We start from the raw sequence: 20,503 nt of genomic DNA, 5'->3' as shown, positions 1-20,503 counted from the left end.
GATCAGGCGGCGACGCCGACGGGCGGCGCGGGCTCGGTCTCGGTCTCGGTCTGCGGCGCCCGACGGGCCCACTTCTTGAGGGCGAGGACCAGCAGCGCGGCGATCACCGTTCCGACCGCGATCGAGGCCAGGAAGCCCCAGAACGGGTTGATCGCGAACCAGACGAAGATTCCGCCGTGCGGTGCGAGCGACGAGACGCCGAACGCCATGCTGAGGCCGCCGGTGACGGCTCCGCCGACCATCGACGCGGGGATCACGCGCAGCGGGTCGGCCGCCGCGAACGGAATCGCTCCCTCACTGATGAAGGAGGCGCCCAGCAGCCAGGCGGCCTTGCCGTTCTCGCGCTCGACGGGGGTGAACGAGGTGCGCGCCAGGATCGTCGACGCGAGCGCCATCGCGAGCGGCGGCACCATGCCCGCCGACATGACGGCGGCCATGATCAGGAACGGAACAGCCTGGATGTCGCTCGTGGAGGCGGTGGCAAGCCCGGCGGTCGCGAAGGCGTAGGCCACCTTGTTGACCGGACCACCGAGGTCGAAGGCCATCATCAGTCCGAGGATGACGCCGACGACGACGATGCCGGAGGTGCCGGCGAGCGTCGTGAGGCCGTCCGTGAGGAAGGTCATGAACGTCGCGATCGGGCGGCCCAGGAAGAGCACCATGAGACCGGAGGCCGCGATCGAGGCCAGCAGCGGGATGATCACGACGGGCATGAGACCGCGCAGCCAGCGAGGCGCGTCGAAGCGGCCGATCCACCAGGCGATGAACCCGGCGAGCAGACCGCCGATGATGCCGCCGATGAAGCCGGCGTTCATCAGCACGGCGACCGCGCCGGCGACGAAGCCGGGAGCGATCCCCGGTCGGTCCGCGATCGCGAAGGCGATGTACCCGGCGAGCGCCGAGACGAGGAAGCCCATCGAGGTCGCCCCGATCATGAACGCCACGGATCCGAGGTACTGACCGAGGCCGCCCGCGGGCAGCTCCCACAGCGAGTTCGCGATGATGACGCTCGCCGCATTGTCGGTGACGTCGTAGCCGCCGAGCGCGAAGCCGAGCGCGATCAGCAGACCGCCACCGGCGACGAACGGAATCATGTAGCTGACACCGGTCAACAGGATGCGCTGGATGCGTGCCCCCCAGGACACCGACGCGGAGTTCGAGCTCGGGCCGGACTCGGTCGAGGCGGCCCCGCTCACGCGCGGAGCGGACGGGTTCGATGCCGCCGCGACGGCATCGGCGATGAGCTGCTCCGGCTGCTCGATGCCGCGCTTCACGCCGGCCCGAATCACGGGCTTGCCCGCGAAACGCTGCGGTTCGCGCACATCCACGTCGACGGCGAAGATCACCGCGTCGGCGTTCTCGATCACGTCGGCCGGCAGCGCCTGGTACCCGCTGGAGCCCTGCGGCTCGACCGAGATCTCGATGCCCGCCTTCTCGCCGGCGGCGACCAGCGAGTCCGCGGCCATGAAGGTGTGCGCGATTCCGGTCGCGCAGGCGGTGACCGCGACGATGCGAACCGGGTTCTCCCCGGCCGCGGCTGATGCGGCACTCGCCGGAGCGGCAGCGGCGGGTGCCGCGGCGTCCTCGCCGATCGCGGCGCGAACGAGCGCGACGACGTCGTCGTCGGTCTTGGCGGCGCGCAGGCCTGCGGTGAACTCGTCCTGGATGAGACTCCGAGCGAGCTGCGAGAGCACCGCGAGGTGCGTCTCGGCGGCTCCCTCGGGTGCCGCGATCAGGAAGACCAGGTCGGCGGGACCGTCGGCGGCGCCGAAGTCGACTCCGGGGGTCAGCCGGGCGAAGGCGAGCGAGGGTTCGGTTACCGCCGCGCTCTTGGCGTGCGGAATGGCGATGCCGCCCGGCAGTCCGGTGGCGTCCTTCTGCTCGCGCGCCCAGGCATCCGCGAAGAGCGCCTCGGCGTCGGTCGCGCGACCTTGCGCGACGACGCGGGCGGCGAGAGCACGGATGACGGCGGCATTGTCGTCTCCGAGGGGCACGTCGAGTGTGACGAGCTCCGGGGTGATGGTGTGTGACACGGTGTCCTCCAATGGTTGTGTCGTGAGTGGTGCAGGTCAGGTCAAGTCAGGTCAGGGGCGCCACGGCGATGTCGTGCGGCGAGAGGTCTTCGGGACTCGGGGGCTGGGTTCCGGGCAGCGCGGCCGCCGCAGATCCGTAGCGGATCGCGCTCGCGAGGCGCTCCGGCGCCGTGGCGCCGCGAACGTCGGCCAGCAGGTAGCCCGCGAGCGAGCTGTCGCCGGCACCGACGGTGCTGGCCACGCGCGTCGGCGGCGGCACGGCCGACCAGGCCCCGTCGCCGTCGACCAGCACGGCGCCGTCGCCGCCCAACGTCACCAGCGCGGCGGCGACGCGCGCGGGCACGACCCGGCGCGCGATCGGGACGACCGCCGCCACCAGCTCGTCGGTAGGAGCCTCGGCGCCGACGAGCTCTGCCAGTTCGTGCTCGTTGGGCTTGATCAGGTCGGGGTGACCGTCGGCGACGGCGGCGGCGAGGGCATCACCCGAGGTGTCGACGGCGATCCGCGGGGCGGTCGAGCCCCCGCGTTCGCGCACGGCGCGGATCACGTCGACGTAGAAATCGTCGGGGGCGCCCGGCGGCAGCGAACCGGCCAGCACCAGCCAGGTCGCTCCCGCGGCGGCGGCGACGATGGCGTCGAGCAGCGCGGTGAGCTCGTCGCGCGACAGCGCCGCGCCGGGAAGGTTCAGCTTCGTGGTCTCGCCCGCCGGGTCGGTGACGGTCAGGTTCGCGCGGGCGTGACCGCGCACCGGAACCGTGAGAGTGCGCAGGCCAGTCGCGGCCAGCGCGGAGGCGAACGGGTCGTCGACGGCGAGCGGGAGAACCGCGAGCACGTCCTCGCCCGCCGCCGCGATGACGCGCGCGACGTTGATTCCTTTGCCCCCCGCATCTTCGCGCGCGGGGGTCGCGGACTGGACGGCACCGGGAACGAGCGGCGCGTCGAGTCGAAACTCGCGATCGAGCGAGGGATTCGCGGTGACGGTGACGATCACGGCGTCCACACCTCGACATCGGCGCTTTCGAGGGCCTCGCCGAGGTGCGCGGCGACCGGCGCATCGGTCACCAGCACGTCGATGTCGGCGAGGTCGGCGAAACGCACCAGCAGCTCTTGGCCGAGCTTGCTGGAGTCGGCGACGACGACGACGCGGCGCGCAGCGCGCACGATCGCCGCCTTCACGGCCGCCTCGTCGGGGTCGGGGGTGCTCAGTCCGAATTCGGCGGAGAGCCCGTTCGCCCCGACGAACGCGACATCGGGGCGGAGGGCGGAGATCGCCTGGACGGTCGAGGCGCCGACGGCGGCCGCGGTGATCCCCCGAATCCGTCCGCCGATCACGGTCAGCGTGATGCCGCTGGCTCCCGCAAGAACGGGAGCGAGCAGCACCGAGTGTGTGACGACCTCGGCGGTCGAGTTCTGCGACGCGAGTCGCGCGGAGAGCAGGGAGGCGATCGCCGCGGTGGTCGTCCCGGCGTCGAGAAAGATCGAACCACGGAATCCGGCCGGGAGGGCTTCGAGGGCCCGCGCTGCGATCGCCAGCTTGGCTTCACTGTGCTGCTCGGAGCGTTCGGTGACGGGCAGCTCGGTCACGTCGGACCGCTCTTTGCTCACGGCGCCGCCGTGCACACGGCTCAGGAGGCCGTCGCGTTCCATCGCGTCGAGGTCACGTCGAACGGTCTCGGTCGCGACGCCGAACTGCTCGGCAAGATCGACGACGGCCACACGACCGTGCGTGAGCAGGATGCGCTCGATCGCGTCTCTTCGCTCCATTGCGTACATGTTGACCTCCGTGGTTCCCACAGATTACAACACGTTTCCACACAAAACAACAGATCAATGTTGTTCTCTGTGGCAATGAGCCTCACGGCGCGAGCCCGGGCAGGGAACCGGCTCCCCGCCGAATCTCGGGAAGCCGGCCCGTCACGGGCCGGGGCGTGGCATCGTCGGCGCCCCGGACCGGATCCTCAGGCGGTCTGCGTGAGGCAGAGGAAGTTTCCCTCACTGTCGCGGAACCAGGCCGTCATGGTTCCGTCATCCATCGTGGCGACCCCGTTCACGGTTTGCATTCCGGGGGCGTCGTAGTCCTCGAACATGACCCCGTGCTCGCGCATCTCGCGCATGTCGGCGGCCAGATCCTCGGTCTCCCAGCACATCTGGGTGTTCTGGGCGGTGCCCGCGTTGGGCGTCTCGTACACGTCGAAGGCGGAGTCGCCCATGCGGTAGGAGAGCATTCCCTCATTCTCTTCCGCCGGGTCGAGCCCGAGCTTGTCGTGATAGTAGGCGCGCGCTCGCGACAGGTCGCTCGCGGGCAGAACCGTATGCAGGTGAGTCAGCATTGCTCCACATCCTTTTCTCGCTCGATCGGTGCGAGACGCGGCGGCGAGAGCGCGGGTGGGGCTGAGAGTCGTGACTCGTGACTCGAGGTCGGGGCCTCGCAGTGAGACCGACGGTACGCCGGAGGACTCGGAACCGGCTGGGAGTTCGCGCGCGACGACACCGTGACGAGGAGGGCAGCAAGCCCACAGCGCGCGACAGCAACCGATGGTGGAGATGGGGGGAATTGAACCCCCGTCCATCGCTGAGGACCTGCGCCTTCTCCGGGCGCAGTCTGTGGAGACGTTCTGCTCGGCTCCGATCTTTGTCACAGACACCTAGATCGACGAGCCCAGTCTCAGTGCAAGTCCCGCGTGACCCTGAAACGCAATCACGCAGCAAGCCCTCTAGATGACGCCAGGGTCCGGGGCGAAGGCGAACCCGGTCTGACGGACTTCCTTACTCTGCCTTAGGCGGCGAGAGCGAAGTCGGTGCGCTTGGAATTGGCACCTATGGTTTGCGGAGGGCGTTAACGAGATAACCCCGCATCCTCGGCCCGCTTCTCGCAGCTTCACAGACGATGTCGAAACCGATCATCCCCATACTGCGCCCTCGATCATCGAGGGCGGGTCGTTGTCGCGCGCTGTGGAGTTGCCAAGCCGCGCCGGAATCCGACGCAGCACACCAGAATACAACACCCCGGTGCGCCCCGCCATGCCCGGGGCGCGCGGGATGCCGCAGGACCGGGCGGCGGATCAGTCGTGGATGACCGCGTCCAGCTCGATCTCGACCAGCAGATCCGGCTCAATCAGCGCCGACACGACCAGCGCGGTCGAGGCCGGCCGGATGTCGCCGAAGAACTCACCGTGCACGCGCGTGACCGCATCGAAGTCCGCGGCCGAGGTGAGGTACATGCGGGTGCGCACCACGTGATCCAGGCGCGCTCCGGCCTGCTCGAGCACCGCGGTGAGTCGGGTCAGGATCTCGCGCGCCTGCTCCCCCGCGGTCTTCCCCACCGCACCCTCGGGTGAGCTCGCCGTCGTGCCGGAGATGAAGACCTGCTGACCGACCCGCACCGCGCGCGAGTAGCCCGCGATCGGCTCCCAGACCGACCCCGACGAGAACAGCTGACGCGACGATGACATGGTGCTCCTTAGGCTCCTGGCAGGCCAGATTATCGGTCGCAGGTGCGAAGATGACGCCATGAGCGAGACCATCATCACGGTGCGAGGCGAGCACACCGCCGAGTTCAGCCCCGAGCATGCAATCGTCGCCGCCACGGTGGCCTTCGATGGCCGCGACCGAGACCAGGTCTTCGCCCGCGCGAGCGCGGCGGCGTCGCTGCTCGAGAGCCGACTGGCCGACCTGCACGACGCCGCGCAGGGCCCGGTCACCCGGTGGTCTGCCGAGCGCGCGCGAGTGTGGTCGCAGCGCCCGTGGAACGAGCAGGGCCGCCAGCTGCCCGCCGTGTTCCACGCGCAGCTGCAGGTCAGCGCGACCTTCGTCGACAACGAAGTGCTCGCGCGCTGGGTCGAGCACCTCGCCACGACCGACGGGGTGAACGTCGACGGCATCACCTGGGGACTCTCGGAGGCGCGCGAGAGGGCCGCCCTCGTCGAGGTGCGCCGCGGTGCCGTCGCCGACGCGCTCGAGCGCGCGCAGGCCTTCGCGGCGGCACTCGGACTCGGCAACCTCGCCCCGGTGGCACTCGCCGACCCGGGCATGCTCGGCGATCAGCCCGGGGGCGCCGCCGACAGCATGATCGAGGTGGCATCTCTGCGCGCGATGAAGGATGCCGGGGGCGAACTCGCCTTCACCCCGCGCGACATCGAGCTGAGCGCCGCGGTCGACGCGCGTTTCGTCGCGCGCGCCTAGCGGGCAGCCGGCCTACTCGCCGAGGTGCCGCCGGCTCGAGATGGCACGGTCGGCCTCGCGCTTGTCCTGCCGTTCGCGCAGCGTCTGACGCTTGTCGTACTCGCGCTTGCCCTTCGCGACCGCGATCTCGACCTTGGCCCGACCGTCGCTGAAGTAGATCTGCAGCGGAACGAGCGTGTAGCCGCCCTCTTTGGTCTTGTGCGAGATCTTGATGATCTGCGCCTTGTGCAGCAGCAGCTTGCGCTTGCGCCGCGGCGAGTGGTTGTTCCAGGTGCCCTCGGTGTACTCGGGGATGTGCACGGCGTCGAGCCAGGCCTCCCCCTTCTCGATGAAGGCGTAGCCGTCCACGAGGCTCGCTCGCCCCTCGCGCAGCGACTTCACCTCGGTGCCGGTGAGCACCAGGCCCGCCTCATAGGTGTCTTCGATGAGGTAGTCGTGCCGCGCCTTGCGGTTGGTCGCGACGACCTTGCTACCGCGTTCCTTCGCCATGATCGTCACTCCTCTCGCGGATCGGCGTCGACCGGCGCACGCGCACCGGCCAGCCGTTCAGCATACCCGAGCGGATGCGCCCCCGAACGGTTCCTCGGACCAGCGGATCAGATCTTGAGGTAGCGGCGAATCGCGAAGCTGGCCGACATCGCGGCGAGCAGGCCGCCGACCGCCAGCAGGATGGGAGCGACCAGCAGCGCATCCTCGATCCCGACGAAGCTGGTCGTCGGGAACGAGGCGGCGAGGTATCCGCCGACGAAGAAGTGCACGATCGCGGTGATGGCCCCGCCGGCGAGCACCGCGCCGATCGCGGCGGCGAGCACGCCTTCCAGCACGAACGGGGTCTCGATGAACCGGTTGGAGGCGCCGACCAGCCGCATGATGCCGAGCTCTCGGCGGCGCGAGAAGGCGCTCAGCCGGATCGTGGTCGCGATCAGGAGCACCGCGGCGACGAGCATGAGCGCAGCGATTCCGATCGCGGTGTAGGAGGCGGCGTTCATCATCGCGAAGATCGGCTCCAGCACGGCGCGCTGGTCTTCGACGTTCTCGACGCCGGGCGTGCCGCTCAGCTGGTCGACGATGATCTCGGCCTGGTCGGGGTCGACCATGTTGACGTAGAACGTCTCGCCGAAGAACTCGGGGTCGGCGATGTCGGCGAAGGCGGTGCCCTCCCACTGCGCGACGAAGTTGTCGTAGGCCTGCTGCTTGGTCTCGAACTCGACGCGCTCGATGTACGGCGCGAGCGTTGCGCCCTCCAGCTCGGCGCGCACCGCCTCAACCTGTTCGGGGCTGGCGTCGCTCGCGTTGCAGCCGGGCACCGGAGAGATCTCGGTGCAGAGGTACACGGCCACCTCGGCGCGGTCGTACCAGTACCCCTTGAGCTCGCCGATCTGCATCTGCAGCAGGATCGCGGCCCCAAAGAAGGTCAGCGAGATGAAGGTGACCAGGATCACCGACACCACCATCGAGAGGTTCCGCCGGAAGCCCTGGCCGACCTCCGACATGATCAGTCCGAAGTTCACCGACGGACCTCCGGCTCATTCAGCGGCGGCGGTCCGCCGGGGTCGCTCGGCGGCGGCGAGGGAATCAACGGCGGCGCGGATCGCAGCGGATCGGCCTCCTCCGGTGCGCGCGAGGCCGGAGCCGCATCCGCCCCGTCCTCACGGTCCCGCTCCCCCGTCGCTCCGTCACCAAATGCAGGAGATCCGGCCGGTTTCGCGTTCCCCTGACCCGCGGATGCGGGGGCCGCCCCCCGCTTTTCCTGCATTTCGTCGCGGGGCGGGGTGGCCGGGCCGGACGCGGCGGGCGCGGTGGCGGGCGTGGCGGGCGCGGCGGCGGGGGTGGCCGGGCCGGAGGTGGCGGGCACGGTGGCGGGACGCGAGGCGGGCGGGGCGGCGGGCGGGGCGGCGGGACGCGAGGCGGCCGGGGTCGCGGCCGCGGCCGACGCGGAGGGAGTCGCAGCGGCCGCGCGCGCGACCGGCGTCGCCTGCGTCTGGTAGCCGCCGGAGCGCTCGTCGCGCACGACCTGGCCTCCGACCAGCTCGATCACGCGGCGGCGCATCTGGTCGACGATGCCGACGTCGTGAGTGGCCATCAGGACGGTGGTGCCGTTGGCGTTGATCGTCGACAGCAGGCTCATGATTCCGGCGCTGGTGGCCGGGTCGAGGTTTCCGGTCGGCTCGTCGGCGAGCAGGATCGACGGCTTGTTCACGATCGCGCGGGCGATGGCGACGCGCTGCTGCTCACCGCCGGAGAGCTCATGCGGGTAGCGGCCCTGCTTGCCGGCGAGGCCGACCAGCCTGAGCACATCCGGCACGGCCTCCTGGATGAACCCCTTGCTCTTGCCGATCACCTGCAGGCTGAAGGCGACGTTGTCGAACACCGTCTTCTGCGGCAGGAGGCGGAAGTCCTGGAACACGACGCCGAGGTTGCGCCGGAAGAACGGCACCTTGCGGCTGGCGAGCGTGTTGAGGTGCTGCCCGAGCACGTAGATGTTGCCCTTGGTGGGCCGCTCCTCTTTCAGCACGAGGCGCAGGAAGCTGGACTTGCCGGAGCCCGATGCTCCGACCAGGAAGACGAACTCCCCGCCCTGCACTTCGAGGCTCAGGTTGTTGAGGGCGGGCCTGGCGGTACCGGAGTACGACTTGGTGACCTGGTCAAATCGGATCATGGCGTCTTGAGCCTAAGGACGGGGCGAACGGATGCCGCGAACGACACGGTGCGGGGCCGGACTCACAGCCTTCGGCCCCGCACCTTCCCCTCCCGGGTCAGCCCCGCAGTCGTCGGCGCGCCTCCCCGAGGGCGAGGCCCGCGCCGGCGAGCAGCCCGCCGACGAGGAGAGCGCCCGCCGGGTCGACGCCGGTGGCCGCCAGCGCCGGTGTCGTCGGCTTCCCGGTCGGCGTGCCGCCCGGGTTCTCGACCGGCTCCGCCGTCACGACGTAGCTGTACTCGAGCTCGGTGCGGAGCCCGGCGACGTCGGTCGCCACCAGCAGGACGTGGTGCTCGCCGACGCGATCCGTGTCGAGGTGGGTGTGCGAGCCGCCGTCGATTCCGCACTCGGCGATGCCCGAGGTGGCGTCGCTGCACATCCCGGCAAGTTCGACGCGCGCGCCGCGTTCGAACTCGGGGATGCCCGCGGCCAGTCCGAGCGCACCCGGATCGATCTGCGGTGCGACGGTGTCGATCCGGATGACCGTTTCGGCGTCGGCGCTGCGGTTGCCGAAGGCGTCGTACGCCCAGTACGTGACGGTGGTCACGCCGTCGCCATTCACCTGCAGCGGCGTCGCGTCCACCCCGGCGACCCCGCCGCTGCCGTTGTCGGCGCCGCTCTTCGCCCAGTGCACCGACGCGATGCCGCTCTCGTCGCTCGCGCGCACGATCGCGTCCACGGCGGAGGTGTACCAGCCGCTGGGCCGAGGCTCCGAGATGTAGAGCGACATCGCGGGCGCCTCGACGTCGGCGAGCACCTCGTACTCGAAGTCGATCGTGCGGGTGTTGCCGGCCACGTCGACGGCGGAGACGGTCACCGTGTGCACGCCCACGTCGTTCGTCGGCAGCGGGGTGCCGTCGGCGATGTTCGAGTCGCAGGCGGCGATACCCGAGTGCGCGTCGTCGCAGCTGACCTTGAACAGGGCGAGGGAGCCCTGGCGCACCGTGGTCGGAGCGTCGATGCGGATCTCGGGCAGCACCCGGTCGACGCGCATGGTGTAGCTGCTGCGTTCTTCGACGTTGCCAGCGCGGTCGATGGCCCAGACGGTGTAGACGGTGACGCCGTCCTCGGCGACGGTCACCGTGAGGTCGTGGGTCTCGGCCTGGATGATCGCGCCGTCGTTCTTCTGGTAGGAGATCCAGGCGACGCCGGAGCCTCCGGCATCGGTGGCGTACAGCCGCACCTGCGTCGCGGTTCGATACCAGCCGCTCGGCGGCGGGGTCGCCCGGTTGAACGTGGTGACGGGGGGCTGGGTGTCGGGCTCGGCGTCGACCTCGGCGAGGGCGCCGGTGGCGGCAACACAGGACAGGGGGATTCCGAGCGCGAGCGCGCCCGCAACGCGCGCGAGGGCGCGGGAGTTCGAAGAGACAGTCATGGGGAGATCTTCGAACCGAGCAGGGGGCCGGTTTCGAGCCTGGCGGCACCGCTTACGTTCGGTTTACGCGGCCGAGCGCGATCGAGCGGAAAGCAGGCTCTCGCCGACCGCGAACAGCCCGTCGAAGTCGAGCCGGGATCCTTCTCTCAGCGCCGCGCGCCACTCGGCCGGGGTGAGCGCCGCCTGGACGCGGTCGCGGTGAGCCTGAGTGTCGGGGCCTTCCGTGCGCACCGGGTGGTAGCCGAAGCGCTGGCCGAGCGCGTCGACGGCGCCGAAGATCACGGCGCCGTCGCGCTGTCGATCGAGGAGCGCGCTCGCCCCGCCGACGAGATGCATCAGCGCGAGCACGCTGGTCGGATCCTCGTCGGCGAGCGCTCGTCGCGCACCGGGCACCAGCAGTTCGACCGCGTCCCGGCCGCGGCGCACGTCGACGAGCACCTTGCCGGCGACGTAGCGTGCGCTCATCGCCGCCCACGCGTAGCCGATCAGCATCGCGCGTTCGCGCGCCTCGGCGAGCCGCTCGAGCGCGAGGGCGGGCTGACCGAGGGTCCGGAGGGTCTGCCCCTGGCACAGCGTGACCTCGGCGACCGCCCACGGCTCGACCTCGGGCAGCAGCGCGAGCGCGCCGTCCATCATCGGCGCGACGTCCCCAGGGTCGCCGAACAGGCTGGCGGCGTAGGCGCCGTAGGCGCGGAGGATCGCGAGCCGACTGAGATCGCCGGCATCCTCCAGGATCGGCAGGCCCTCCTGCAGGTACCGGGTCGCGGCCACCGGGTCGCCCGCCTGATAGGCCAGCAGGGCGACCCCGGTGACGGCGATCGCCTCGACCGCGGGTGCCGCGCTCCCGCTCACCGCTCGCGCGCGCTCCAGCGCGGCATAGCCGTCGCGCAGCATCCCGCGAGCCATCCAGTAGTGGGTCTGCGCTCCGGCGATGCGCAGTGCGCTCTCGCGGTCGCCTGCCTCGATCGCGCCGTCGAGCGCGAGGCGGAGGTCCGGCGTCGCGAGGTCCAGCGCGGCGCGGGCGCTGCGTGCTTCGTGGCTGCGAAGCAGGGGCGCCAGCGACTCGGCGAACTCGGCGAACCAGGCGCGGTGCCGGGCCGACCAGGCCGCGGCGCTCCCGCCGTCGACCTGCGCTCGGGCGTAGGCCTTCACCGATTCGAGCACGCGGTAGCGGCGACCCACGAGCGCGTGATCGGCGGGTGAGAGCAGGGACTTCTGCACCAGGCGGCGCGCCACCGCGCCCTCGGCGCCGTCGTCGAGCTGGCACACGCCGACGGCGTCGTCGAGCCGGAACGTGCCCGCGAACCGCGCCAGCTGCGCCAGCATCGAGCGCTCCGGCGGCGACAGCAGGTCGACGCTGGCCCGAATGGTGTCGGTGAGGTTGGCGTGCCGGGCCGGCAGCCCGGGCGCTTCGGCGCCGTCGACCACCGCACGGGCCACCTCGTCGAGGTCGAGCACATCGAGCTGGGCGGCCGCGAGCTCGAGGGCGAGCGGCACGCCGTCGAGCACGGTGCACAACCTCTCGATCTCGTCCTGCTGCGCGTCCCAGTCGAGGTCGGGTCGCACGTCGCGCGCTCGGGCGCGGAACAGCCGGATCGCGTCCCCCAGCCGGTCATCGAGCATCGGCGCGACCGTGACGACCCGTTCGCCGGGGATCTTGAGCGCTTCGCGACTGGTGACAACCAGGCGGAGCCCGGTCGTGGATTCGACGAGTTCGCGCACCAGCGGGCGCACCTCGGCGAGCAGGTGCTCGGCGTTGTCGAGCACGAGCATCACGCGGCGTCCGTCGAGCCGTCGCGCGATCGCCTCGGTCGTCGACTCGGTGACCGCGAGGCGTTCGGCGATCGCGCGCACCGGGGAGTCGCCGGCACCGAGGGCGGCGAGGTCGACCATCCACTGCGCCCGGTCGATCGAGGTGGTGGCCCGACGCGCGCTCTCGATCGCCAGGCGGGTCTTTCCGACGCCGCCGGGCCCGACGATCGTGATCACTCGGGATTCCTCCCGCGCCTCGTCGATGGCGCGCAGCTCGGCCTCCCGCCCGATGAACTGCGTCAAGGGTGTCGGCACCCCGTGCCGCTCCACCTCCTGGGCGGGCTCGGCCGGGGCGACCACGTTGGGGAGCTGTCGAATGATGCTCTCGCGCAGTTCGCTGATCGCGGCCGAGGGCTCGAGGCCCAGGTGCTCGCGCATCCGGGAGCGAAGTCCGTCCAGGGCTTCGAGTGCGTCGGCCACGCGCCCGGAGCCGGCGAGCGCGCGCGCCCGCAGCTCGGTGGGTCGCTCATCGAGCGGGAACTCGGCGCAGAGCCGATCGAGCACGGCGAGCGCCTCGTCGAATCGCGCACCCTGCACGCGCACGTCGGCGAGCTCTTCGAGCGCGGAGCGCCTCAGCCGTGCCCAGTTCGCGCGCGCGTCGACGGCGAACGGCCGGTCGGCAAGGCCCTCCAGCAGGTCCGCATCGGCGCACCGCGCGAACTCTTCCAGCGCGTCGAGGCGGTCGCCGCCGGAGCGCTCGGCCAGGGCTCGCTCGCAGCGCACCAGGTCGACCTCGTCGGGCGCGAGCTCGAGCCGATAGCCGCCGCGGCCGCCGGTCAGCACCGCGCCGAGCGGGGTGCTGCGCAGCTTCGAGATCCCCACCCGCACCGACACCGCGGCGGTCTCCGGCGGGGACTCCCAGAGCGCGGCGATGAGCCCGTCAGTCGTCACGGTGACGCCGGGGGTCAGCGCGAGCCGCGCCGCGATCGCGCGCGGGATCTCTCCGCGAATCAGCTCTCGGCGCCCCCCGACGACGATCGTCAGCTCCGGAAGGAACGAGATCGTCGCGCGCGGCACAGTCGGGTCAGACACGCTCGAACCTTAAGACGAGAAACACGGAAGGTCACTCCCAGATTCCTGGGATCTTGGGCGCACACGTCGGGCGCGAGCGTCCCCATGCGCTCGCGCCCGACGGCCTCTCGCAGCTCAGAACTGTGCGTAGAAGCTTCCCAGGATGCGGTCGATCGCCGCGAGGTCCGCCTCCGTGTTCGCCTGGACGGCGACCATGATCACGTACCCGCCCTCCGGGGCATCCGCGGTGACGACCAGCGCGGCGGCCTTGCCGCCGCAGCCGTCCCAGTAGGTGTAGCCGCCGGTGTGCCAGCCGTCCTCGTAGCTGTCCGACTCCAGGAGCTCGCAGCCCTCGCCGGGCAGCGCGTCCGACATCACCTTCATGAGGTCTTTCGGCGTCACCTTGCCGTACGCCTCCGCGGAGGCGTACATCGAGACCCCGGGCACGTTCCAGGTGGTCGCGTAGGCGGCCAGATCCGGGCTCGCCTCGATGTGCGCGTAACGGAAGCCGTTGCCGTCGGTCCACACCGAACCGTCGGACTGGCTCCAGCTCGCGGGCACCTCGACGATGAGCGACTGGGTGTCGTCGACGACCGAGATGTACTCTCCGCTCGCCGCGCCGCCCCCGGTGCCGCCGTCGTTGCCGAGCACCGTCACGGCGGTCACTTCGGAGTCGTCGTTGACCTTGCCTCGGTAGTAGATGCCCTCGCTCGGCCGGTACAGCTCGATGGTGAGCGTGGCATCCTGACCGTGGGTGCGCAGCACATCGCAGTAGTCGCTGAGCGTGCCGTCGGCGGCGAGCGTGACACCCTCCATGCGGGTCAGCAGGTCGCCGGGCAGGATGCCCGCGGCGTCGGCCGCAGACCCCGACTTGACCGAGCTGACCCAGACACCGAGACCGGTGCCGTCCTCACCCATGAGCGCCGTGGCGTTGATGCCGAGGCTCAGCACGTCTTCGCCGGCGGCGAGCTGGTCGAGCACCGACAGCACCTCGTCGCGGTGGATGGCCAGGTTGAGGTCGTGCTGGTCGTTGCCCGCATAGTTGACGCCGACCACGCGACCGTTCTGGTCGACGAGCGGGCCCCCGGAGTTGCCGCCGCGGATGCGCGCGTCGTGCTCGATGACGCGGTCGAGACTCGCCCACGGGGTCTCGCCGGCCGTCTCGGCCTTCGAGACGATGCCCCGCGTCATGGTGAACGTCGGGTCGCCGAGCGGGAAGCCGGCAGCGTAGACGTCGATGGCGGTCGAGATCTCTTCGCTGCGCCAGCCCATGTAGGGGTATCCGGCGTCCTGGAGGTCGATCACCGCCAGATCGAGGCATTCGGACGAGCCCAGCACCTTGGCGTTGAGCGTCGTTCCGGTGTCGCCGCCGAGCCACACCTTGAGGGTGCCCGCGCCGACTACGACGTGGTTGTTGGTGACGGCGATGCCGGACTCGTCGATGACAAAGCCCGAGCCGCGACCTGCGGCCTCGTAGCCCCCCTCGGAGGGATCAACGAACGTTCCGACGGCCTCGATCTGGATGGTGGCTGACTGCACGCCGTCGAAATCGACCGTGCCGTCATCGTGGGTCCCTCCGAGGGAGATCGGAAGACAGGAGGAGAGGGTGAGCGTCGCGGGAATCGCGACGAGGGCCACCGCGCGCGAGGCGCGCGAGCGGGTGCGCACCGGCGAGCGCCGGCCGCGGGACAGTGCCGAGGTCTGCGCCTCGGTCTCAACGGAAAAACGTGCAGTCATGAGCGTGACGCTACGGAGCGCGGCAGCCCGGGACAGTGGCGAATTTTCGTCGTTAACACGCCGATTACGTTCCATACTGGTGCTCATGCGGAGCACTGCGGCCACGGCGACACGAGACCGGCTCGACCGGCTCTCGCGCGCTCACCTGCCCTGGGATGCCTTCGCCGAGGAGGCGCTCGAGACGCTCGGCCGCGGTGTCGGCTTCGATGCGGCCGTGATCGCCCCGATGGACCGCGACACGGGGCTGATCTCCGGCTCGGTGAAGCGCGAGCTGCCGGACGACAGCTACCCGGATTTCGCCCGCTACGAGTACGTCACCCCGGCGCCGGGCACCTTCGCCGAGCTGGCGCGCCGCGCCGACCCGGTCGCGGTGCTCGGCGAGGAGACGCACGGCGACCCCCGCCGCAATCCGCGCTTCGACGAGTTCTTGGCGCCGCGGCTGTCGATCGCGCACGAAATCCGGGTGGCGGCCGTCGACGGCGAGCGCCTGGTCGGCGGACTGTCGCTGTTCCGCACCGTCGGAGCGCGCGACTTCGACGAGTCGGTCGCCGAGTTCGCGCGCCAGATCGCGCCCTTGCTCACCCGCGGACTGTGCGCCGGGCCCCGCACGTCGGCGGGCATCCAGGCGGCGCACGCCATCGTGATCGTCGATGCGGCGAATCGTCTCGTGGCACGGTCGGCCGAGGCCCGCGCCTGGCTTGCGGCGCTGGATCCGAGCGGCACGCGCCCCGTCCCGGTTCCGGTGGTGACGGCGGTGACGGCGGCCCGCACGCACGGCGTGGGCGAGCTGCGCATCCCCTCGACCGTGGCGGGCTGGGTGCGCGTGCGCGCCACCGTGATGGAGCGCGACGGCACGGCCCCGCCCGCCGTGGTGGTCGACATCGAGCCGGTGCGCGGCCGGGATGCCGCCGCCCTGCACCTCGGCACGCTAGGGCTCACCCGGCGGGAGCGCGAAGTGGTCGATCTGGTGCTCGAGGGCGCGTCGACGCGCGAGATCGCCGGGCGGCTCTCGCTCTCGCCGTACACCGTGCAGGATCACCTGAAGGCGGTGTTCGAGAAGTCGGGGCATCGCAGCCGACGAGACCTGGTCGGAGCGCTGCTCGGCTGAGGCGAAACGCCTCCGCCGCGGTCAGTCCTCCTGGTCGCGCTTGCGCCAGCGGATGCCCGCCGCGATGAACCCGTCGAGGTCGCCATCGAAGACGGTCGCCGGGTTGCCGACCTCGTGGCCGGTGCGCAGATCCTTCACGAGCTGCTGACCGTAGAGGAAGTAGGAGCGCATCTGGTCGCCCCAGCTCGCGGTGATGGTGCCGGCGAGTTCTTTCTTCTTCGCCGCCTCCTCTTCGCGCTTGAGCAGCAGCAGACGGGTCTGCAGCACGCGCATCGCGACCGCACGGTTCTGGATCTGCGACTTCTCGTTCTGCATCGAGACGACGATGCCGGTCGGGATGTGGGTGATCCGCACCGCCGAGTCGGTCGTGTTGACGCTCTGCCCGCCGGGGCCGGAGGAGCGGAACACGTCGACGCGGATGTCGTTCTCGGGGATCTCGACGGCCTGCGCCTCCTCCATCACCGGAATGACCTCGACCGCGGCGAAGCTGGTCTGCCGCTTGTCGGCGGAGCCGAACGGGCTGATGCGGGCGAGCCGGTGGGTGCCCGCCTCGACGCTCAGCGTGCCGAAGGCGTAGGGGGCATCCACCTCGAAGGTGGCCGACTTGATGCCGGCGCCTTCCGCGTAGGAGGTGTCGAGCACCTTGACCGGGTACTTGTGGCGCTCGGCCCAGCGCAGGTACATGCGCATGAGCATCTCGGCGAAGTCGGTGGCGTCGTCGCCGCCCGCGCCGGAGCGGATGGTGACGACCGCGCCGCGGTCGTCGTACTCGCCGTCGAGCAGGGTCTGCACCTCGAGATCGCCGAGGGTCTTCTGCAGGCTGGCGAGCTCGGCTTTGGCTTCCTCGGCGCTCTCGACGTCGTCGCCTTCGATCGCCATCTCGACGAGCACGTCGAGGTCGTCGAGGCGGTTCTGGATCTCGGTGATGCGGGCGAGCTCCGACTGGCGGTGGCTCAGCGCGCTGGTGACCTTCTGCGCCTTCTCGGTGTCGTCCCAGAGGTCCGGGGCTCCGGCCTGCTCGCTGAGCTCGGCGATGGTGCGCTGGAGTCGTTCGACGTCGACCACCGAGGTGATGTCGGCGAAGGTGGAGCGGAGGGCGGCGATCTGGTCGCTGAGGTCGAGGTCGATCATGGCGTACCCCAGCCTACCGGCGGGCGTAACCTAGCGTTCACGATGAGCACTTCGACCCCGGCCCCGCGCTGGCGCGCCGTCCTCGTGACCACCCTGCTGCCGACGTTCCTGTTCTCGGTGGGCGAGGGAGCCATCCTTCCCGCCCTCCCCCTCGTCGCCGGCGAGCTGGGCGCCGATCTGGCGACCGCGGGCCTGATCGCCGCGATGCTCATGCTCGGCACGCTGCTCGGCGACATCCCGAGCGGCGTCATCATCGCCCGGACGGGTGAGCGCGCGGCGATGATCGGCGCGGCCGCACTCGCGATGATCGGCGCCGCGGCCGCGTGGCTGGCGCCGACACCGGCCGTCCTCGCCGTCGCGGTGTTCGTGATCGGGCTCGGCGGGGCCGTGTTCGCCCTCGCCCGGCACGCCTTCTTGACCAGCTTCGTTCCCGTCGGATACCGGGCCCGCGCGCTCTCGACTCTCGGCGGCACGCACCGGCTCGGACTGTTCGTCGGGCCCTTTCTGACCGCCATCGCGCTCGAGCTCACCGGTCTTCCCGCGGTGTCGTTCGCGGTGCTGGCGGTCGGATGCCTCACCGCCGCCCTCGTGCTGGTGCTGCTGCGCGATCCCGAGTCGATGTTCGGGGCGCAGCACCGCAACACCGCGCCGAGCACCGGAGAGCAGTTCGTCGCCGACGAGGCGCACGGATTGTTCCGCACGCTGTGGGCGCGGCGCCGCGTGCTGGCGACGGTGGGGGTGGGCAGCGCGATCATGTCGGCGCTGCGCGCGTCGCGCCTGGTGATCCTGCCGCTCTGGGCGGTGAGCATCGGCCTCGACGGCACCACGGCGTCGCTCGTCATCGGCGTCGCGGGTGGCCTCGACTTCGCTCTGTTCTACGGCGGCGGCTGGCTGATGGACCGGTTCGGGCGGTTCTGGGTCGCCGTGCCGTGCCTCACCGGGCTCTCGCTCGCACATCTCGCTCTCGCCTTCACACACGATTCGCCGGCGAACGGCACCTGGTTCGTCATCCTGGCGCTCGCCCTGGCGCTCGCCAACGGGCTGAGCTCCGGAATCCTGATGACGCTCGGGGCCGACCTCGCCGATCCGCGCCGACCCGCACTGTTCTTGGGCGCCTGGCGCTTCACGAACGATGCGGGGTCGGCGGCGGCGCCGCTCGTGATCGCCGGAATCACGGCCGCCGCCTCACTGCCGGTCGCGGCCGCCGTGGTGGCCGGGGTCGGTCTCGTGGGCGCGGTCGTCTGGCGGGTGAGCCTTCCGCGCTACGTCAGTAGAACACGGCTCGAGCGCTCGCGCTGACCTCGATGCGGATGCCTTCGGGCACCAGCGCGGTCACGACCGGCGGCCGCCACATCGCTTCGAGCGTCACGGTCGCACTGGCCCCGTCGTGCGTGGTCGCCTCGACGACGCGGAGGCCCTCCAGCGACGGTGTCGGGATGCGGGCCAGATAGTCGCTCACCGCGGCAGCAACCTCCTCGGCGCGCAGCGTGGGCCGCAGCTCCCCCGCGGCGGTGATGCTGACGTCGTCAAGGTCGAAGGATTCGGCGCCGACGAGCGCCGCCCCGTCGGCGAGGGTGAAGAGCTGCTTGCGCTCCAGATAGAGGGAGCTCGCCGCGACCACCACGAGGATGAGCCCGACCGCGAGGGACGCGTAGAACAGCACGAGCGGCAGCGTCGACCCGGTGTCGTCCCGCCAGTCGCGTCGCGCCCTCATCCGGTGCCGCCCGCGAAGCGCGACACCTGCTCGGTGGCGGTCGAGCTCATCGGGACGCTCGCCGGCACCCCCAGCGTGAAGATCGGCGGCACGAGCGGCAGCGCCACGTCGACCGTCACCCGAATGCTGACGAACCCGCGCCGGGTGAGGCAGTCGCGGGGCTCTGGCTGGCAGGAGGTCTCGACCCGCCGGGGCGCCTCTTCGACCCCGAAGTCGGCGAGCGCCACCTCGATCGCGCGCTCCGCCGCCGCGTTCGCCTCGGCGACCGTCTCGGCCTGCACGTAGACCCGGGTGGCCTGCCGCGCGGCGCCCTCGACCGCGAACGCGGCGGCCTGCAGCTGCGCGAGCGCCAGCACGAGGTAGACCATCGGCACGAGCATCAGCACGCCCACACCGATGAACTCGATCGATGCCGATCCCGCCTCGTCGGCGAGCGCGCGGGAGCGCTCAGTCGAGGCTCTCGATCGCCGCATGGCCGGTCACCTCCAAGGCGCGGTCGGCCCCCAGCAGCCCGATCAGCGGCAGCGTCGCGCGCACCGTCACGGTGAGAGCCGGTTGCCCGTGCCATTCCCCCGTCTCGACCGTGATCTCGCGCGCATAGTCGGCACCGACCGCGATCGTGATCAGCTCGGCGGTGCGCTCCGCCGCGTGGGCGGGGCCGCGGTCGGCGAGCGCGCCGTAGCGCGCGCCCTCGGCGGCCGCGTCGAGCACGCTGTTGCGCACGTGCAGGGCGAGCCCGAGCTGCAGCACCGCCACGGTGAGCATCGTGAGCAGCGCCCCGACGAGCGCGAACTCGGCGGGGGCCGAACCGCGGTCATCGGCGAGACGTCTCGCGAGAGTCATCGCCGCGCCACCGGTGCGCCCGATCAGATCCCGGCGACCCGCGAGATCGCGTTCTCGAAGATCTCGGCGAGCGCGGGACCGGCGAGCCCCCAGATCACGATCACGAGCCCCGCGGTCATGAGCGTGATCAGCACCCAGCCGGGCACGTCACCGCGGTCGTCGCGGGCCCGCATCCACAGGTCGTGAAGGCGTGTCATGCCTCCAGGGTGATGCGTCGCCGTTGCCCGCGTTGCGGGTTGTCCACAACGCGAGCGACGGCGGCAGCTCAGCTTTGCGGCGACGACGACGCCGACCAGGACCATTCCCACACCGTCTCGCCGTCGTCGTCGCCGGGGACGTCGGCGGTGTGGGCGAACCCCAGCCGCCGCAGCACGCCCGTCGAGGCGCTCTCCGCGGCCAGAGTGTGGGCGATCACCCCGTCGACCTCGCCGGTCGCGATCGCGCGGTCGCGCAGTGCCGCAGCCGCGCCGGTCGCGACGCCGCGTCCGCGGAACTCGGGCGCGATCTCGTAGCCGAGCTCGACGGTGCGATCTTGCGGCGGCCCGGCGAAGCCACCCGAGCCGACGAGCGCGCCGGTGGTGGCGTCGACGAAGAAGTGCATCCACCACGCGGCCTCCTCCGGGTGTTCGGCCAGCCGGGCGCGCGTGAACTCGATCGACTCCGGGAACTCGGGCCACCCGGCGGGGATCGCGGATCCGATCAGCGTCGCGAACTCCTGCGGGTCGCGCGCGAACGCTTCGAGATGCGCAACGGTCGCCGGGATGAGCGTCACCAGCGGATACGAGGTGGGGCTGTTGGTGCGGTGATTCATGCGGTTCTCCTGAAGAGGGGCCGCGCACGAACACTCGAGCATCGCCGA

Annotated in this window: 20 protein-coding genes and 1 other RNA gene; 3 read left to right on the top strand and 18 right to left on the bottom strand. The window is 71.1% G+C overall.

Annotation, left to right across the window (positions count from 1 at the left end):
- Positions 1-2: 2 nt before the first annotated feature.
- The 6 genes from ACR3ZA_RS12160 to ACR3ZA_RS12135 form a co-directional block, all read right to left on the bottom strand.
- Positions 3-2,033: a fructose-specific PTS transporter subunit EIIC gene (locus ACR3ZA_RS12160; protein ID WP_473662202.1), complete on the bottom strand. Its 2,031-nt coding sequence runs from the start codon at positions 2,031-2,033 to the stop codon at positions 3-5.
- A gap of 46 nt (positions 2,034-2,079) precedes the next feature.
- Positions 2,080-3,024: a hexose kinase gene (locus ACR3ZA_RS12155; RefSeq protein ID WP_473662201.1), complete on the bottom strand. Its 945-nt coding sequence runs from the start codon at positions 3,022-3,024 to the stop codon at positions 2,080-2,082.
- The gene (locus ACR3ZA_RS12150) at positions 3,021-3,806 is read right to left on the bottom strand and encodes a DeoR family transcriptional regulator (RefSeq protein ID WP_473662200.1); all 786 of its coding nucleotides are present in this window, start codon (positions 3,804-3,806) and stop codon (positions 3,021-3,023) included. The genes ACR3ZA_RS12155 and ACR3ZA_RS12150 overlap by 4 nt, the downstream gene beginning before the upstream one ends.
- Before the next feature lie 185 nt (positions 3,807-3,991).
- Complete coding sequence (locus tag ACR3ZA_RS12145; RefSeq protein ID WP_473662199.1) at positions 3,992-4,363, bottom strand: VOC family protein; 372 nt, start codon at positions 4,361-4,363, stop codon at positions 3,992-3,994.
- Positions 4,364-4,569: 206 nt separating this feature from the next.
- Positions 4,570-4,941, bottom strand: a transfer-messenger RNA (tmRNA) gene (ssrA, locus tag ACR3ZA_RS12140).
- Positions 4,942-5,095: 154 nt separating this feature from the next.
- Complete coding sequence (locus ACR3ZA_RS12135; protein WP_473662198.1) at positions 5,096-5,485, bottom strand: Rid family hydrolase; 390 nt, start codon at positions 5,483-5,485, stop codon at positions 5,096-5,098.
- 58 nt (positions 5,486-5,543) lie between these two features.
- Here ACR3ZA_RS12135 and ACR3ZA_RS12130 point away from each other — a divergent pair, with 58 nt between their 5' ends.
- Positions 5,544-6,215: an SIMPL domain-containing protein gene (locus tag ACR3ZA_RS12130; RefSeq protein ID WP_473662197.1), complete on the top strand. Its 672-nt coding sequence runs from the start codon at positions 5,544-5,546 to the stop codon at positions 6,213-6,215.
- 12 nt (positions 6,216-6,227) lie between these two features.
- Here the strand turns inward: ACR3ZA_RS12130 and smpB are convergent, their stop codons facing one another.
- The 6 genes from smpB to ACR3ZA_RS12100 form a co-directional block, all read right to left on the bottom strand.
- Positions 6,228-6,704: an SsrA-binding protein SmpB gene (gene smpB / locus ACR3ZA_RS12125; RefSeq protein ID WP_473555663.1), complete on the bottom strand. Its 477-nt coding sequence runs from the start codon at positions 6,702-6,704 to the stop codon at positions 6,228-6,230.
- Positions 6,705-6,811: 107 nt separating this feature from the next.
- Positions 6,812-7,726: a permease-like cell division protein FtsX gene (gene ftsX, locus ACR3ZA_RS12120; RefSeq protein WP_473662196.1), complete on the bottom strand. Its 915-nt coding sequence runs from the start codon at positions 7,724-7,726 to the stop codon at positions 6,812-6,814.
- The gene (gene ftsE / locus ACR3ZA_RS12115; protein WP_473662195.1) at positions 7,723-8,874 is read right to left on the bottom strand and encodes a cell division ATP-binding protein FtsE; all 1,152 of its coding nucleotides are present in this window, start codon (positions 8,872-8,874) and stop codon (positions 7,723-7,725) included. The genes ftsX and ftsE overlap by 4 nt, the downstream gene beginning before the upstream one ends.
- Positions 8,875-8,971: 97 nt before the next feature.
- Complete coding sequence (locus ACR3ZA_RS12110; RefSeq protein WP_473662194.1) at positions 8,972-10,288, bottom strand: OmpL47-type beta-barrel domain-containing protein; 1,317 nt, start codon at positions 10,286-10,288, stop codon at positions 8,972-8,974.
- A gap of 63 nt (positions 10,289-10,351) precedes the next feature.
- Positions 10,352-13,132, bottom strand: a complete 2,781-nt coding sequence (locus tag ACR3ZA_RS12105; RefSeq protein WP_473662193.1) for a BTAD domain-containing putative transcriptional regulator — start codon at positions 13,130-13,132, stop codon at positions 10,352-10,354.
- A gap of 114 nt (positions 13,133-13,246) precedes the next feature.
- Positions 13,247-14,848 carry a trypsin-like peptidase domain-containing protein gene (locus tag ACR3ZA_RS12100; RefSeq protein WP_473662192.1) on the bottom strand — a complete coding sequence of 534 codons (1,602 nt, stop codon included), beginning with the start codon at positions 14,846-14,848 and terminating at the stop codon, positions 13,247-13,249.
- An 85-nt stretch (positions 14,849-14,933) separates the two neighbouring features.
- Here ACR3ZA_RS12100 and ACR3ZA_RS12095 point away from each other — a divergent pair, with 85 nt between their 5' ends.
- Positions 14,934-15,956, top strand: a complete 1,023-nt coding sequence (locus ACR3ZA_RS12095) for a LuxR C-terminal-related transcriptional regulator (RefSeq protein ID WP_473662191.1) — start codon at positions 14,934-14,936, stop codon at positions 15,954-15,956.
- A 21-nt stretch (positions 15,957-15,977) separates the two neighbouring features.
- Here ACR3ZA_RS12095 and prfB read toward each other — a convergent pair whose 3' ends face one another.
- Positions 15,978-17,087 (bottom strand): peptide chain release factor 2, encoded by a 1,110-nt coding sequence (prfB, locus tag ACR3ZA_RS12090; RefSeq protein WP_473662190.1) that lies wholly within the window; start codon positions 17,085-17,087, stop codon positions 15,978-15,980.
- Between the two features lie 42 nt (positions 17,088-17,129).
- On the opposite strand from prfB, the gene ACR3ZA_RS12085 reads away from it, so the two are divergent.
- Positions 17,130-18,386, top strand: coding sequence for an MFS transporter (locus ACR3ZA_RS12085; protein WP_473662189.1), 1,257 nt, complete (start codon positions 17,130-17,132; stop codon positions 18,384-18,386).
- Here the strand turns inward: ACR3ZA_RS12085 and ACR3ZA_RS12080 are convergent.
- From ACR3ZA_RS12080 to ACR3ZA_RS12060, 5 genes are all read right to left on the bottom strand, one after another.
- On the bottom strand, positions 18,355-18,801 hold the full coding sequence (locus ACR3ZA_RS12080; protein ID WP_473662188.1) for a pilus assembly protein TadG-related protein: 447 nt from the start codon (positions 18,799-18,801) through the stop codon (positions 18,355-18,357). The genes ACR3ZA_RS12085 and ACR3ZA_RS12080 overlap by 32 nt on opposite strands.
- Complete coding sequence (locus ACR3ZA_RS12075) at positions 18,798-19,274, bottom strand: hypothetical protein (protein WP_473662187.1); 477 nt, start codon at positions 19,272-19,274, stop codon at positions 18,798-18,800. The genes ACR3ZA_RS12080 and ACR3ZA_RS12075 overlap by 4 nt, the downstream gene beginning before the upstream one ends.
- A complete protein-coding gene (locus tag ACR3ZA_RS12070; protein ID WP_473662186.1) occupies positions 19,249-19,644 on the bottom strand; it encodes a TadE/TadG family type IV pilus assembly protein in 396 nt (131 codons plus the stop codon). Before ACR3ZA_RS12070 ends, ACR3ZA_RS12075 begins: the two co-directional genes overlap by 26 nt.
- Positions 19,645-19,667: 23 nt before the next feature.
- The gene (locus tag ACR3ZA_RS12065) at positions 19,668-19,841 is read right to left on the bottom strand and encodes a hypothetical protein (RefSeq protein WP_473555601.1); all 174 of its coding nucleotides are present in this window, start codon (positions 19,839-19,841) and stop codon (positions 19,668-19,670) included.
- 68 nt (positions 19,842-19,909) lie between these two features.
- Entirely contained in the window at positions 19,910-20,455 is a 546-nt protein-coding gene (locus tag ACR3ZA_RS12060; protein ID WP_473662185.1) for a GNAT family N-acetyltransferase, read from the bottom strand.
- Positions 20,456-20,503: the final 48 nt, after the last annotated feature.

Source organism: Herbiconiux sp. J20-20, assembly GCF_057365085.1.
This window is presented reverse-complemented; position numbering and strand designations above follow the sequence as displayed.